We start from the raw sequence: 14,185 nt of genomic DNA, 5'->3' as shown, positions 1-14,185 counted from the left end.
AGCATGCGGAGGACAGGGGCTTTCCTGTTGGCGGGCATTCTGGGGTGCGCGCTGCACGCCCAGATCGTCACGCCCATTGCCCGGCTCCCTGTACCGGGCATCGATGGTGCCGAGGTGCGGTGCATGGTGCAGGACGGCTTCGGTGCGCTTTGGATCGGCACCGACCGCGGATTGCACCGCTTCGACGGGGTCCTGACCGAGCACTATCTGAACGACCCGCTCGACCCATCGTCCATCAATGATGATGCGGTGTTCGACCTGGTCTTGGGCCATGACAGCGCGATCTGGGTGGGCACCTTCGGCGGCGTCTGGCGTATCGATCCGCTCACGGGCCGTCGGGGCCGCGTCCTCTTTGAGCACCGTGAAGGTGGTACCGGGGACCAGGAATGCGTGGCCCTGGCCGTGGCGAGTGATGGGCTGTGGGCCTTCGGCAACAAGTGGGGCCTGTCCTTCCTGCACCATGGCGACAGTCTCTTTCGCCCGGCCGGCCCCCCTGATGCGCGGGCCGTGATGGGTGGTGTGGTGGCCGATGATGGCACCCTGTGGTTCACCGACCGGCGCACCTTGGTACACTTCGATCCGCGTTCCGGCGCGTTGGAGCGATTCCCCTTCACCCGGGAAGGTGCCGATGTGCCACCCAAGACCTTGCTGCTGCGCGTGGTCCGCGACGAGCACGATCCCGCCAAGCTGTGGTGTACCAGCTGGGGGCTCGGCCTGTTGCGTTTCGATCTCGCCAGAAGGGTCTTCGATGGCCAATGGGTGGTGCAGCGAGCCTTGAGCGATCTGCACAACATTGTCCGTTCCGCATTGCCGGTTGATGGACGGACCTGGCTGCTGGCCATGGATGGGGATCTGGTCGAGGTGGACACTTTCACGGATCGTGTCCGGACAGTGCGCGGCGAGGAGGTCCCACCCATGGCTTCGATCGCGTCCGTCCATCACCTGTCCAATGGCACGATCCTCATCGGGGGGTCGGGCGAGGTGGACGTGTTGCGCCCCATCCGGCCACCATGGGAGGAACTCACACGGGACGTCCGGGACAAGAGCACCTGGATCACCCCGTCCGCGCTTGATGATGGGTATTGGTTGGTACGCTTCTACGCCGATCGCGCGCTGATGCATGTGGACACCAACGGCCGCACCACCTTTTCCGCGACATTGCCCGAAGCGGAAGTGCCTTACGAGGCCTTCAAGGTGCTCCAGGCCCGCGATGGCCGGGTGTGGCTGGCCACCACGCGCGGGCTGCTGATGCATGTCCCGGGCTCCGGCGAGATGGCATGGTCAGCGGTGGAGCCTGATGGGATGGGGAACATCCATCCCCTGGTGCATGGTGTCCATGAGGACAAGCAGGGAGCATTGTGGGCCGCAGGTGACAGGCATGGCTTGTTGCGCTGGTCGCCGGCGAAGGAGCGTTGGGACAGGGTCGGTCCGCCCGTTGGCCATGAATTCCCCAAGGTGGATGTCATCTCTGTTTCGGACTTCGATGAAGAGCGGCTTCTGGTCGGTTTCGGGGCGAACGGCGCTGCACTGTTCGCACCACGCACCGGGGCTTATGAGGTTGTGCAAGGCCCGATGCTCAACAAAGCGCATTTCAGAACGACCATGCAAGTGCTCGCCGATGGGCAGGGGCGCATCCTTGTGCTCACCCGCAGCCACGGGATCCTTCGTCTGGAGCGCGTGCCAGGAGGCGGTTGGTCCATCGGGCGGCGCTGGCTGCCGTTGGAAAGGCCGTCCTTCCATGCGGCGGTGGTGGACGGTCGTGGGCGTTTCTGGATCGAAAGCAGCGCCGGTGGCTACCTGCTGGACCCCGCCACGGACATCCTGCACCGGCTCGATCCCCTGCATGGCGTCCCCGTGCGTTCGCCCATGGGTGTGGCGGCGGGCCACGCAGGTGATGTGCTCGTGCATGTCGGCCGATGGGCAAGGATGAACAGGGATCTCGATCCCGGACCGGCCGATGGACGGCTCATGGTGCGGGCGATGCGCGCCGGTCAACAGCAGGTGGATGTGCTGGAGCTGCTCACCGGGAAAGCCCAGCTGCCCCGGCGCGACAACGACCTCAGGGTCGTCTTTGGTGTGGTCTCCCTTTTCGAGGGCGATGCCTTCACGTACGCCTATCGCCTGGTGCGCGATGGTGGTGAAGGGGTGTGGAACGACCTGGGCAGACAGCGCATGCTCGATCTGGTGGACATGCGGCCCGGCGCCTATCGCTTGGAGTTGCGTGCCGTAGGTCCGGTACCGGAGCCACTCACGGCCATCATCACTTTCGCGATCCTGCCGCCTTGGTGGGGCACACTGTGGGGCCGCGGGCTTCTGCTCCTGCTTGCGGTGGGCATTGTCATCTGGACAACGCGTCTGATCCTGCTGGCCAGGTACCGGCGGCAGGTGCGCGAGTTGGAGCGCGAACGCGAACTGGAGAAGGTGCGCATGCGCATCGCGCGCGACATCCACGATGGCATTGGCAGCGGGCTCACCCGCATCAACATCCTCGCGCGCCAGCTAGGGGCGCAGGCCGGACCACAGGCCGAACGCATCGAGGCGGCCAGTGCGGAACTGGTCAAGGAGCTTGGTGAGATCGTGTGGACCGTCGATCCGCGCAACGACGACTATGGCTCCTTCCTGGCCTATGTGCGCAGCACCCTGGGGCGGCAGGCGGAGCACCTTCCCATGGCGCTCACCAGCGATCTGCGCTGTGCAGCGGAGGACAATACGCGGTCGATCGGGCCCGAAGTGAAGCGCAACATCCTGTTGGTGCTGAAGGAGGCGGTGAACAATGCGGTGAAGCACAGCAAGGCCCGTCACATCGAGGTGTCGCTCGATCTCGGTCATGATGAGGCCCGCTTGATCGTGAGGGACGATGGCACCGGTTTCGACCCCACCGCTGTGCGGGAAGGCGCCAATGGCTTGATCAACTTCCGCAGGCGCGCTGAAGAATTGGGTGGGTCGGTGGAGGTGCGGACTGGTGCGACGGGTACCACGGTGGAAATGCGTGTGCCTATCGTCCATGTCGGTGCCACAGGGATCGGGAATTGAAGCTTTCCCGACCCGTCGCGGCAGGTCTACTATCATGTGATTGGCCGTCCATACTGGGGCGGGTTCCTTTGGCTGGGAGTAAGGTAACATCCATGGAACCCTGGAGGTCATGATCCAACACTATGCTGCTTTCGTCATCCCCGTCCTGTTGTCCACGGCAGGACATGCGCAGGTCTTCGATTGGGCCGGTCAACTGGGCGGCGCCAGCAACCAGGACGCCTACGCGGTACAGGTATCACCCGACGGCTTCGTTTACATGGCCGGGTATTTCCAAGTGTCGATCGATCTTGATCCCACACCGGGCCAGGATATCGTGTCGGCTGTGGGCGGCCAGAATGGGTACGTGGTGAAACTGGCCAACGATGGCAGCTACATATGGGGCAGGCATTTCTCGGGCAGCACCTGCATGGCCACCGCTCTGGCGTTCGGGCTCGATGGCAGCATCCTCATCGCGGGTACGTTCACCGGCACGGTGGACTTCGACCCCGGGCCCGGTGTGGCCAACCTTACAGCGCCGGCGAGCACCTGGTATTTCCTCTGCGGCCTGTCGCCCGATGGTCAGTACCAATGGGCCAGGCGCTTTGGTAGCGGCGATCCGCTCTATGATCCGGCCATCGCGGTCGATCAGCAGGGCAGGATCCATTTCACCGGCACCTTTTCCGGCACCATGGACGCGAACCCCAACGACGAACCAGGCGCGGTGCACGACCTGGCAAGCAACGGCACGCTCGACGTGTTCATCACCACTTTCGATGCGCAAGGGAACTTCATTCGCGCCATGAGCTTCGGTGGCACCGGCGAGGACCGGGGGCGCGCCATCGCCGTGGCCCCCGATGGCCATGTGCTCGTCGCCGGGCAATACGTGGGCACAGTCACCATTCCATCGAGCGCCGGTGGCATCACGCTCGCCAACAACAGCGGAGCCTCCTATAACGACATATTCTACCTGAAGATGGACCCCGATGGCGATGTCCTTTGGGCGAAGAAGATCGGGGGCAGTGGCTATGACCGCGCCTATGCATTGACCGTGGGTCCCAACGGGGACATCTATCTGGCGGGCTCTGTGGAGAGCGGCGCGGACCTGGATCCCGGGCCCGGCGTGGTGACCTCCAACAGTCCGGAGGCCGCGTTCTACGTGCGGCTCGATGCTGATGGGAACTACATCAACTCTTTCGTCACGCAGTATGGTGGAGCGAGCGACAACCAGGCGCGTGCCATCGGGCTCGATGCCGCCGGCAACGTGTACTTCGCTGGTCGTTTCAATGGCGCTGGAAGCGGTGTGGACTTCGATCCCGGGCCGGGCAGCACGGCTTATGTCACCAACGGAGTCTCCGCCGATGGATTCATCGCTGCTTATGCTGCGGACGCCAGCTACCTGTGGTCCGTGCAGGTGGGCTCCATCGCCAGCGGGCAGGAGTGGATCTACGACCTGGCCGTGGATCCCGCAGGCAGCTGTTACGCGGTGGGTCATTTCACCAGCGACATCGACATGGACCCCGGAACGGGCACGCACATCTTCAATGTGATCGGCAGCTCTTCCAGGGATGCGTTCATCCTGAAGCTCGATCCCGTAGGCCTGGATTTGCCCGAAGGGATGTACGGTGGTGCGGATCTGGTGGTCTGGCCCAATCCGTCCAATGGCCCTCTGCGGGTGGAACTACCCGGCAAGAGTGGACGTGCGCGGATGCGGATCATGGACGCCTCTGGCCGTGTGGTGCATGCCGGGACGGTGCTGCTGGGTGCCGGAGGAGGTAGCGACGGTATGCCAGTGGCACCGGGCCTTTACGTGGTGGAGGTGGAGCAGGGTGGCGTTACGCATCGTGCCCAATGGGTGCGGCAATGAGGAGACCCTCCATGCGGATGTGAAGCGGGGCCGAACACCGGGATCCTACATTCGCTGACCATGGCCATACGCACCGCCATCATCGAGGACGACCGCGACATGCGCATGGCCTTCGAGCGGGCGATCAATGACGCGGGCGATCTGGTGCTGAAGGGCAGCTACGCCAGTGCCGAGGCATTCCTGTCGCGATCGGAGGGCCTGGATGGCCTCGATGTGGTGCTTACCGATATCAACCTGCCGGGTCAGAGCGGTATCCAGTGCATCGCGGCATGCAAGCCGAAGCGCCCGCAGCTGCAGTTCCTGGTGATCACCGTGTTCGAGGACAACGCCAACCTCTTCAACGCCCTCTGCGCCGGTGCCACGGGCTACCTGCTGAAGAGCGCCGCGCCGGACGAGATAGCCCAGGCGGTGCGGGACATCCATGCGGGTGGATCGCCGATGTCGCTCGCCATCGCGCGCATGGTGGTGGCCAGCGTGCAGCAGAAACTGGTGAACGCGGCGCTACTGGCCAGTCTGACCAAACGGGAGCATGAACTTGTGCAGCTGCTTGCCGAAGGATACCGCTACAAGGAGATCGCGGAGAAGCTGGGGCTGAGCATCGAAACGGTGCGCACCTACATCCGGGGCGTGTATGGCAAGTTGCAGGTGCACAGCCGCACGGAAGCCCTGAACAAGCTGTTCGAGCACTGAACGCGCTCATTCGCCCTGCGGTGCCAAAGGCAACGCTTGTTCCATCGCCGGTGGCCCCTTCCTCTTCAACCATTTGATGCCCCGGTCCATGAATCCGATGCGTGTGTTGAATCGCCGCACCACATTGAAGCGCAGGTTGTACACGTTCCAGGTGAAGCGTTGCTGGTCGCCGAGGAAGTAGCCCACGCGCTCCTGGTTGAAGGAAACGCCCACATAGTGCCTCGCGCTGTTGTAACCCGCGCCGGCCCGCCACTGGAACCGCCAGCCCGCCCCGGCATCGCTGCTTCGCCGTTCACCTTCGCCGGTCTCTTCGGGCACCACCAGCCCTTGCACGGAAAGCCCCGCGCCCGCCACGGTGGAGAGGGTCATGAACCAATGCTCGCGGTACACGAAGGTGTGCACGTAGCCGCCCATCGGGCCGGCGTCGAAGAAGTCGCCACGGCGGATGTGCACACCGGGCGTGAAGCGATCGTCCAAGACGGACGGCACGATGGACGAGTCGGCACGCAGAGCGAAGAAGGTCATGTAGCCACCGATCAGCCACGAGCCCTGGCTCCTGCGCTGCCAGGCGTCCTGATTGAAGGAGGCGCGGTAGCTGAAGCGGTCGTTGTTGGTGATGCGCAGGGTGCTGAAGCCGAAGTTGGCCTGCCGCGCATCGGGCCGGTAGGGGCGCTCGGCCAGCGCGGGCCAGGCGAGTTCCTCATTCGTGTAGTCCCGCAGATGATAGCCGCGGAACACCTGCAGGAACAGATTGGTGGCCGTCCGCTTCGTGTGGATGTTGGCCTGCGCGTCCAGGTAGCGCGTGTTGCCGAAGACCTCGTCGTTGTCGTTGATGATGGGTATGCGGATGCCGATGTTGAGTGTCAGCGCGCGGTAGCTGGCACCCAGCCCCCAGTTGAACTGGTTGTTGGGCCGGTACACCAGGTCCCTTCCGCTGTTGCGGCTGCGCAGCGCGAAGGCATTGTCCTTGGTGCTCAAATAGAAACGGCCCGTGACGATGTGCGAATAGTCCCGCACGTAGAGCGAGTCGAAGGGCTCCTTGTGTTTCTGTGCCATCGAGCCAGCACCGCAGCAGGCCATGGACAAGGCGAGCATGGTGGGCAGGACAGGTGTGGGGATGGCGCGTCGCATCTGGCGGACGCGAAGATCGTGCGGGGGCGATCGAACCGATCCGGAGAAGACGTGTACGGGTCGCTGCAACTGGTGATGGCCGCGTGCCACACCGCAAAACCGACCGCCATGCATCGCAAGACCTTCCTTCTTCTGGCCCTCGTGGCCGCCACGGGCATCGCCGTGCTGCTCGTCTCCTTCCGTCCGGCATATCACCACCCGGATGTGACGCATTGCCCCGTTCCTCCTGTGGAGGACGAGCATCCCCGCTGCGTGTTCATGACCGTGTACGAGGGCGCGGGGCTGGACAGCAGTTTCATCCTGGCCACCCCGGCCAAGGTGCTGCAGGCCGAGCAACGCGCCTTGACCTGGTTGGTGAGCGCCCAGGCGCAGGACGGTGGCTATGGTGCTGGTGCGCATGCCCGGCAGGACATCCGCGACCCGCACGCGGTGGCCACCGATCCGGCCACCACCGCCATGGTGGGCATGGCCATTCTGCGCATGGGAAGCACCGTGGACAAGGGTCCGCACGCCGGACAATTGAAGAAGCTGACGGACTACCTGCTGCGGAATGTAGAACAGGCGGGTCCGAACGCGACCAACATCACAGCGTTGAAGGGCACGCAGATCCAGGCCAAGCTGGGTGCCAACATCGATGTGGCGCTCACCACACAATACCTCAGCAACCTCAGCGCGAAACTGGACAAGCAGCATCCGTTGAAAGGCCGCGTGTTGCAGGCCATGAACATCTGCACGGGCATCATACAGCGTGCACAGAACAGCGATGGCAGCATGCAGGGGGATGGTTGGGCCGGTGTGCTTCAGAGTTCTTTCGCGGCCAGCGCCCTGGAGAGCGCCAGGGCGCAGGGCGCGGTGGTCGACGAGACGGCGTTGCGCAAGGCGCGCGACTACAACAAGCGGAACTTCGATGCCGACAAGGGCACCGTGGCCACCGAACGCGCGGCGGGCATCACCCTTTACGCGGTGAGCGGAAGTACGCGCAATGCCGCCGCCGAGGCGCGCGAGGCGGAGGAGAAGCTGGAGAAGGCGCGCAAGGATGGCAAAGTGCCCAGCGCCGCACCGGTCACCATGGACAACCTGCAACAGGCCGGGCTTTCACGTACCGAGGCCGAGCGCCTCAATACCGCCTATCAGGTCTACAACTCCGCCAAGGTGCAGGCCCAGGACGAGCGTGTGCTCACCGGCTTCGGCAACAATGGCGGCGAGGAATTCCTCAGCTTCCTGCAGACCGGCGAATCGATGATCATCGCCAAGGATGGTGGCTGGCGCAACTGGTACGGCGCCACCACGGACCGGCTGCTCGCCATCCAGAACAACGACGGCAGCTGGCAGGGCCACCATTGCATCACAAGCCCGGTGTTCTGTACGGCCACCTCGTTGCTCATCCTCAGCATCAACAACGACATCGAGCAGTTGCTGGCGCAGGGAGCGACGGTGAAGCGATAAGCGAGGCAAGCGGGTCGGAGAGGGTGCGAGCGTGCCGCGATCCCCGTGGTCGATCTTGCGCCCTCTCCCTTGCTCGTGGTGCCGTACCGACCTCACGGCTCTATCATGCCCGGCAGTTGCTCGTGCAGCAGGTCCACGATACCGTTGATCACGAACTGCACGGCCAGCACGGCGAGAATGAGACCGAAGATGCGGGTGATCACCTGCCGGCCGGTCTCGCCGATGAGGCGCACGAGATGGCGGGAATTCACCAACGCGAAGTAGGTGAGCACCGTGGTGATCACGATGGCCAGGTAGACGATGGCGGTGTGCTGGATGGAGGGGGCTTCGGTCACCAGCATCATCACCGTGGCGATGCTGCCGGGACCACTGATGAAGGGGATGGCCAGGGGGATGATCGAGACATCGTGGCGTTCCGTGCCGCTGATGCCCTTGTGTTCGCTTCGCCGTCCCAACATGCCCATGGCGATGCCGAAAAGGATGATGCCGCCGGCGATGCGGAAGGCGTGCAGGGTGATGCCGAAGAGATGGAAGATCACCCCGCCCATCAGGGCGAAGGTGATGAGCACGGCCGTGGCGGTGAGCGTGGCCCTGCGGGCGATGGCACGCCGCTCCTCCACCGTGGCTTCCGGCACCAGCGCCAGGAACACGAAGGCCGTGGTGAGGGGGTTCACGATCACCAGGATGCCCGCCATGGTGATGAGCAGGTACTGGAACAGCCCGGATGCGACGAGGGGGAACATGCCTTGGCGGGCCAAGGTAGTTCCCCCTCGCGGTGCCGGTCGCCGGTCAGCGTGTGATCGTCAGCGGCCTGCGGGCCACCGCGCTTCCCTGTTGGTCGTGCAGCAGGGCGGTGTAGGTGCCCTTGGCGAGATGCGAAATGCCGATGGTGTCCGATCCACTCAGCCGCTTCGCCAGCACCTCCTTGCCTTGGGCATCGATGATGCGCAGCAGCATTCCGGCCTGCGCGCCCACGGTGATGGTGATCCCTTCGCTGGCCGGATTGGGGAAGATGTGGAACACGCCGCTCTCGGTGGTCTCCTCCACGCCCGTGCTGGCTTCCACGATGATGCGGCCCTTCATGCCCACGATGGCGTGCGGCTGGCACACGTAGTAGTACGTGCCGGGAGTGGCCAGATTGAGCGTGTGGTTCCCGAAGCTGAAGTTGAAGCCGCCGTTGGAGGCGTTGCCGTTGGCGTTCCAAGTGGCCTCGCTCACTTCGGTCATGGTGTGCCCGGCACCCACGGTGATGCCGATGTCCGTGCCCTGTTCCACGGTGAGCAGGTCGGGCACGAAGGTGTTGGCGTTGGTGGTGGTGATGCTTTGGGCCTGGGCCGTGCAAACGGCGGTGAGCAGGAAGAGGGTGTACAGTTGGCGCATGGTGACGGGGTTGTGTGGGTACGGGACGAAGACGATCCTCGAAGCGGTTCCGCTGCCTGAGGACGAAGTTATGGGCGTTATTGTGCGCCGTAACGCGGATCCTGTTTCCAGGGTAGCTTCTCCACGTGCCGCACACTCAGGGAACAATGCCCGAATTCCTCCTCCACCTTGCCTGTGAGGCGATATACCCCGCGCCCCCGGAAGGGGTACTTCGCCTCCACGGCGGGGAACTGCGTGCTGTCCCAGAAATCCCCTTCCTGGTCGATGAAGCAGCCGAAGCTCATGCGGTCACCGGCCATGGTGCGGGTGGGCTTCACGTGCACCACATAGCCGAGCATGGTCACCGTGCGGCCGATGTGGCGGGGCATGTCCCGGGCAAGGATGGTCGTTGGTCGTTGGTTGTCGGTTGTCCGTCCACCGGACCGATCGCTGATGACGGAAGGTGGGCTTGCCGTAGAGGATGTGCCATCACTCCCGACGACCGACAACGGACAACTGACAACGGAGCCCCCCTCCACCAGCAGGAACGGATCGCACAACGGGAAGCCCAGCAGCTCCAACTCATCGTAGGCATCGCTCAGGTCGAAGTGCTCCAGGGTGGGCAATCTGGTCTCCGGCGGCTTGGTGATGAAGAGGTCCGCACCCCGCTCGGTGATCTTCGATCCCGGGTGCAGCAGCGTGAGGTCCCACAGCAGTTGCGGTTTGCTCTTCCCCGTGAAGCGCAGGGCTCCCACGCGGATCAGCGTACGCGCCTGTTCCACGCCGATGGGCACACGGTGCAGCAGGTCGGGCAGGCCGGTGTAGGGGCCGTGGCGGCGGCGTTCATGCAGGATGCGGTCGGCGGTGGCGGTGTCGAGGGACTTGATGTTGTGGAGACCGAGGAAGATGAGTGGCGAGTAGCGAGTATCGAGTGGCGAGTGGCGTGGGTGCGTTCCACTCGCCACTCGCCACTCATCACTCGCCACTCCCTGCAACGCACACAACTCCCCGCTCCGGTTCACGCACGGCGCCTCCACCACCGCCCCTGCCCGTTTCGCCTCGTGCAGGTAGAACTCGGTATGGTAGAAGCCACCGAAATTGTTCGCCACGGCCACCATGAATTCCAGCGGGTGGTAGGCCTTCAGGTACAGGCTCTGGTAGCTCTCCACGGCGTAGCTGGCGCTGTGGCCTTTGGCGAAGCTGTACCCCGCGAAGCTCTCGATCTGCCGCCAGATCTCGGCCACCTCCGCATCGGGGTAACCCTTCGCCCTGCAGTTGCCGAAGAAGCGGTCCTTCACGCGCTGGAACTCCTCGCGGCTGCGGTACTTGCCGCTCATGCCCCGCCGCAGGATGTCGGCCTCGGCCAGCGTGAGCCCCGCATACAGGTGCGCCACCTTGATCACGTCCTCCTGGTACACCATCACGCCGTAGGTGTCGGGCATGATCTGCAGCATCGCGGGGTGCGCCTGCTTGCGCCGCTCGGGATCGCGGTGCCGCAGGATGTACTCGCGCATCATGCCGCTCTGCGCCACGCCCGGACGGATGATGCTGCTCGCCGCCACCAACGTGGGGTAGTCCTGCACGCCCAGCTTCTTCAGCAGCATGCGCATGGCCGGGCTCTCCACGTAGAAGCAGCCGATCGTGTCGCCGGTGCGCAGCAGTTCGTTGATGCGCGGATCGTGCTTGAAGCGTTCAATGGCGTGGATGTCGATCGCGGTTGTCAGTTGTCCGTTGTCGGTTGTCCGGTCGCACGGCCCTTCGCGCGGTTGGGCACTCTCTGGCGCTGGCTTGTTCGCCGACACTATTGTGCGCGGGCTTTGTGCGCAGGCACGCTCCCCGGCAATTGACAACTGACAACCGACAACTCCTCCCACCAGCTCCACCGCATCCCGTATATGCCCCAGCCCGCGCTGGCTCAGGATGTCGAACTTGTACAGCCCCAGGTCCTCGGCCTCCAGCATGCTGAACTGCGTGGTGGCGAAGCCCTTCGGCGGCAGGTGCAGCGCGGTGTAGTGGGTGAGGGGCTTCTCGCTGATCAGCACGCCGCCCACGTGGATGCTCAGGTGGTGCGGATGCTCGTGGAAGTAGGTGCTGTACCGCAGGATGCTCTGTGCGATGTGGTCGTTCTGTGACAGCGTGGCCAGTTGCTTCTGCGGCCCCGCGTTCGCATGGCGCCCGATCCACACCGATCGGCCCGTGTCGCCCTCGGCCAGCGCGTCGATCTCGTGCGGTGGCAGTCCGAACACCTTGCCCAGCTCGCGGATCACCGCGCGGTACTGGTAGGTGCTGTAGGTGGCCAGCAGCGCCACCCTGCGTTGCGCACCATAGGTGTCGAAGAGGTACTGCGTCACCTGGTCGCGGTCCTTCCAACTGAAGTCCAGGTCGAAGTCCGGCGGGCTGCTGCGGCTGGGGTTGATGAAGCGCTCGAAGTAGAGGTCCAGCTCGATCGGGTCCACATCGGTGATGCCCAGGCAGTAGGCCACCAGGCTGTTGGCCCCGCTGCCGCGCCCCACGTGGAAGAAGCCCTTCCGCTTGGCGAACTGCACCAGGTCCCAGTTGATCAGGAAGTAGCTCACGAAATCCTTCTGCGCGATCACCGTCAGCTCACGCTCCACGCGGTCGATCACCTTTTGAGGGGGCGATGGATAGCGGCGAAGCAGGCCGGCCTGAGTTTCGGTTCGAAGCAGATCAAGATCAGCTGAGGCGTCATCGCTCCACGTCCTTCGGTTCTTGCTCTTGCCGTGGGCGAAGTGCACATCGCATTGGTCCATCAGGCGGCGCGTGTTCCACACCAGTTCGGGCACATCGGCGAAGGCGGCGCACAGCTGCTCCTCGTTCAGGAAGCGGTGCGTGGCGGGGGAGACATGCTCCGGCGGGGTGGTGCTCAACAGCGTGTTGGTGTCCACGGCGCGCTTCAGGCGGTGCACGTTGAAGTCGCGCTTGGCGAGCTGCTCATCGCTGCGGAAGGTGGCCGTGACGAGGGCGAGCAGTTTCTCCTTCCGCTTCATCCAAGGCGAGAAGCGCAGGCGGTTCACATCGCCCGGCCGCACACCGATGTACTCGTTCGGCCGCAGCTTCTCCGGCACATGCGCCGCACCGAAGGGATAGATGATGAAGGCCTCGTCCAGTTCGGGTGCGCGCTCCGGCAGGTCCGCGCCGTCCAGTAGATGGTCCGTGAGCAGTCCCGCCAGTTGGTGCACGCCCTTATTGTTCCGCGCGATGCCGATGTACAGCGTGCGCGGCCCGGCCTTGAACTCGATCCCCGCCAGCGGCCGCACCTTGTGCTTGTCCGCCAGCCGGAAGAAGTCGCTCCACCCCGCCGTGCAGTTGATGTCCGTGAGCGCCACCTGTTGCACCCCCAGCGCGTGCGCCTCCTGCAGCACCTGCTCGGGCGAGAGCACGCCGTGGTTCAGGCTGAACCAGCTGTGGGTGTTGAGGAGCATCCGTCCGGCCGATCGGATCGACGGATATCACGGCGATCGGCGGACAGTAATCTAAGCTGGAAAGGTTGGGCGAAAGACCAGGCGCAGGGGCAAAAAAAGTGGGGCAAGCGACCCGCATCGCACCGCTCGACCGCCTGCCCTTGCTTCCTTCCGGACCTGGGGGATTCAGCGGGAGCTGGTCGTACGGGACTTGCCCCGGGCCAAAGGTAGGGAGAATGCGCTGCCGGGCTCCGGTGCCATGTGCGGGACCTGCCCCGTATCCTTGCATCATGGACCTCTCCGTCGTCATCCCCCTGCTCAACGAGCGGGAGTCGCTGGCCCCTTTGGTGGAGCGCCTGCATGCGGTGATCGGTGCCATGGGCCGCACCTACGAGGTCATCCTGGTTGACGATGGCAGCACCGACGGTTCGTGGGAGGAGATCCAACGTCTGGCCAGGGCCGATGGGCGCGTGAAGGGCATCCGCTTCGGCCGCAACTACGGCAAGAGCCCCGCCCTGAACGAGGGCTTCCGCGCCACGCAGGGCCAAGTGGTGATCACCATGGACGCCGACCTCCAGGACGACCCCGAGGAGCTGCCCGCCCTCTATGCCATGATCGCCGATGAGGGCTACGACCTGGTGAGCGGGTGGAAGAAGAAGCGCTTCGATCCCATCACCAAGACCATTCCCACCAAACTCTTCAACTGGACCATCCGGCGGGCCAGCGGTCTGAAGCTGCACGACTTCAACTGCGGGCTGAAGGCCTATCGCGGCGAGGTGGTGAAAAGCATCGAGGTCTTCGGCGAAATGCATCGTTACATCCCCTTCATCGTGCACAAGGAGGGCTATCGCCGGATAGGGGAGAAGGTGGTACGCCATCATCCCCGGCGTTTCGGCAAGAGCAAGTTCGGCTTCGACCGCTTCATCAACGGCTTCCTGGACCTGCTCACCATCAGCTTCATCGCGCGCTTCGGCAAGCGGCCCATGCACTTCTTCGGCGCTTGGGGCACGGTGATGTTCGTCTTCGGCCTCACCGCGGCGGCCTGGCTGGTGGGCAGCAAGCTCTGGCACCTCTTCGTGCTGGAGCGCCCCGCGCCCCTCGTGGCCGACCAGGCGCTGTTCTTCGTGGCCCTCACCGCCATGATCATCGGCGTGCAGTTGTTCACCGCCGGCTTCGTGGCCGAACTCGTGGGGCGCAACAGTGCCGACCGCAACCGCTACCGGGTGCGCGAACGACTCGGCTGTTGAGGCCGCCCGCGCCA

9 protein-coding genes and 1 other RNA gene are annotated in these 14,185 nt (G+C 64.3%); 5 read left to right on the top strand and 5 right to left on the bottom strand.

What is annotated here, in order from left to right; genetic code table 11:
• Positions 1-3 precede the first annotated feature (3 nt).
• From KIT10_05930 to KIT10_05920, 3 genes are all read left to right on the top strand, one after another.
• Positions 4-3,033, top strand: coding sequence for an ATP-binding protein (locus KIT10_05930; GenBank protein MCW5898792.1), 3,030 nt, complete (start codon positions 4-6; stop codon positions 3,031-3,033).
• Positions 3,034-3,142: 109 nt separating this feature from the next.
• Positions 3,143-4,876 carry a T9SS type A sorting domain-containing protein gene (locus tag KIT10_05925; protein MCW5898791.1) on the top strand — a complete coding sequence of 578 codons (1,734 nt, stop codon included), beginning with the start codon at positions 3,143-3,145 and terminating at the stop codon, positions 4,874-4,876.
• 60 nt (positions 4,877-4,936) lie between these two features.
• Positions 4,937-5,566: a response regulator transcription factor gene (locus tag KIT10_05920; GenBank protein MCW5898790.1), complete on the top strand. Its 630-nt coding sequence runs from the start codon at positions 4,937-4,939 to the stop codon at positions 5,564-5,566.
• 6 nt (positions 5,567-5,572) lie between these two features.
• On the opposite strand, the gene KIT10_05915 is transcribed toward KIT10_05920, so the two are convergent.
• Complete coding sequence (locus tag KIT10_05915) at positions 5,573-6,697, bottom strand: DUF4421 domain-containing protein (protein ID MCW5898789.1); 1,125 nt, start codon at positions 6,695-6,697, stop codon at positions 5,573-5,575.
• Positions 6,698-6,805: 108 nt separating this feature from the next.
• Between KIT10_05915 and KIT10_05910 the strand changes: the two genes are divergently transcribed.
• Entirely contained in the window at positions 6,806-8,143 is a 1,338-nt protein-coding gene (locus KIT10_05910) for a hypothetical protein (GenBank protein ID MCW5898788.1), read from the top strand.
• Between the two features lie 92 nt (positions 8,144-8,235).
• Here the strand turns inward: KIT10_05910 and KIT10_05905 are convergent, their stop codons facing one another.
• From KIT10_05905 to ffs, 4 genes are all read right to left on the bottom strand, one after another.
• Positions 8,236-8,886: an NAAT family transporter gene (locus KIT10_05905; protein ID MCW5898787.1), complete on the bottom strand. Its 651-nt coding sequence runs from the start codon at positions 8,884-8,886 to the stop codon at positions 8,236-8,238.
• Positions 8,887-8,932: 46 nt separating this feature from the next.
• Positions 8,933-9,523: a T9SS type A sorting domain-containing protein gene (locus KIT10_05900; protein ID MCW5898786.1), complete on the bottom strand. Its 591-nt coding sequence runs from the start codon at positions 9,521-9,523 to the stop codon at positions 8,933-8,935.
• 77 nt (positions 9,524-9,600) lie between these two features.
• Positions 9,601-12,945 (bottom strand): DNA polymerase III subunit alpha, encoded by a 3,345-nt coding sequence (locus tag KIT10_05895; GenBank protein MCW5898785.1) that lies wholly within the window; start codon positions 12,943-12,945, stop codon positions 9,601-9,603.
• A gap of 98 nt (positions 12,946-13,043) precedes the next feature.
• An RNA gene (gene ffs / locus KIT10_05890) (signal recognition particle sRNA small type) lies at positions 13,044-13,141 on the bottom strand.
• 73 nt (positions 13,142-13,214) lie between these two features.
• Here ffs and KIT10_05885 point away from each other — a divergent pair.
• Positions 13,215-14,171: a glycosyltransferase family 2 protein gene (locus KIT10_05885; GenBank protein MCW5898784.1), complete on the top strand. Its 957-nt coding sequence runs from the start codon at positions 13,215-13,217 to the stop codon at positions 14,169-14,171.
• Positions 14,172-14,185 lie beyond the last annotated feature (14 nt).

Source organism: Flavobacteriales bacterium (assembly GCA_026129465.1).
GTDB lineage: Bacteria > Bacteroidota > Bacteroidia > Flavobacteriales_F > PHOS-HE28 > PHOS-HE28.
The sequence above is the reverse complement of the archived record's forward strand: the minus strand, read 5'-3'. Positions and strand labels throughout refer to the sequence as shown.

Excerpts from the sequence above, each read along its gene's own strand:
- KIT10_05925 (MCW5898791.1), top strand. The coding sequence starts at position 3,143 with ATGATCCAACACTATGCTGCTTTCGTCATCCCCGTCCTGTTGTCCACG.
- KIT10_05885 (MCW5898784.1), top strand. The coding sequence starts at position 13,215 with ATGGACCTCTCCGTCGTCATCCCCCTGCTCAACGAGCGGGAGTCGCTG.
- KIT10_05920 (MCW5898790.1), top strand. The coding sequence starts at position 4,937 with ATGGCCATACGCACCGCCATCATCGAGGACGACCGCGACATGCGCATG.
- KIT10_05915 (MCW5898789.1), bottom strand. The coding sequence starts at position 6,697 with ATGCGACGCGCCATCCCCACACCTGTCCTGCCCACCATGCTCGCCTTG.
- KIT10_05895 (MCW5898785.1), bottom strand. The coding sequence starts at position 12,945 with ATGCTCCTCAACACCCACAGCTGGTTCAGCCTGAACCACGGCGTGCTC.
- KIT10_05930 (MCW5898792.1), top strand. The coding sequence starts at position 4 with ATGCGGAGGACAGGGGCTTTCCTGTTGGCGGGCATTCTGGGGTGCGCG.
- KIT10_05905 (MCW5898787.1), bottom strand. The coding sequence starts at position 8,886 with ATGTTCCCCCTCGTCGCATCCGGGCTGTTCCAGTACCTGCTCATCACC.
- KIT10_05900 (MCW5898786.1), bottom strand. The coding sequence starts at position 9,523 with ATGCGCCAACTGTACACCCTCTTCCTGCTCACCGCCGTTTGCACGGCC.
- KIT10_05910 (MCW5898788.1), top strand. The coding sequence starts at position 6,806 with ATGCATCGCAAGACCTTCCTTCTTCTGGCCCTCGTGGCCGCCACGGGC.